Genomic DNA, 205 nt, shown 5'->3' on the forward strand with positions numbered 1-205 from the left:
TCCGTTGCCGCGTTCTTTGAACCCTCCGGGTGTCCACGCCGACGTCTCCAATGACACATCAACTAAGGTGATCGCAACTTTCGCGTTTGACCCGCCTATCGAGTAAGACGTGGTCGGCATCGTTGCAGCGACGAGGCCCGTCACGGGGATGCCGGAATCGTCATAGACCTCGATATCGATCGAGGGGGTGGTGTCAGTCGATTGG

Annotated in this window: 1 protein-coding gene; it reads right to left on the reverse strand. The window is 58.0% G+C overall.

The window, feature by feature from the left end:
- On the reverse strand, positions 1–205 hold a 205-nt coding region (locus OSO_RS52210), incomplete at both ends, for a hypothetical protein (RefSeq protein ID WP_010588557.1).

It is taken from the genome of Schlesneria paludicola DSM 18645 (assembly GCF_000255655.1).
GTDB classification, from domain to species: Bacteria; Planctomycetota; Planctomycetia; order Planctomycetales; family Planctomycetaceae; genus Schlesneria; species Schlesneria paludicola.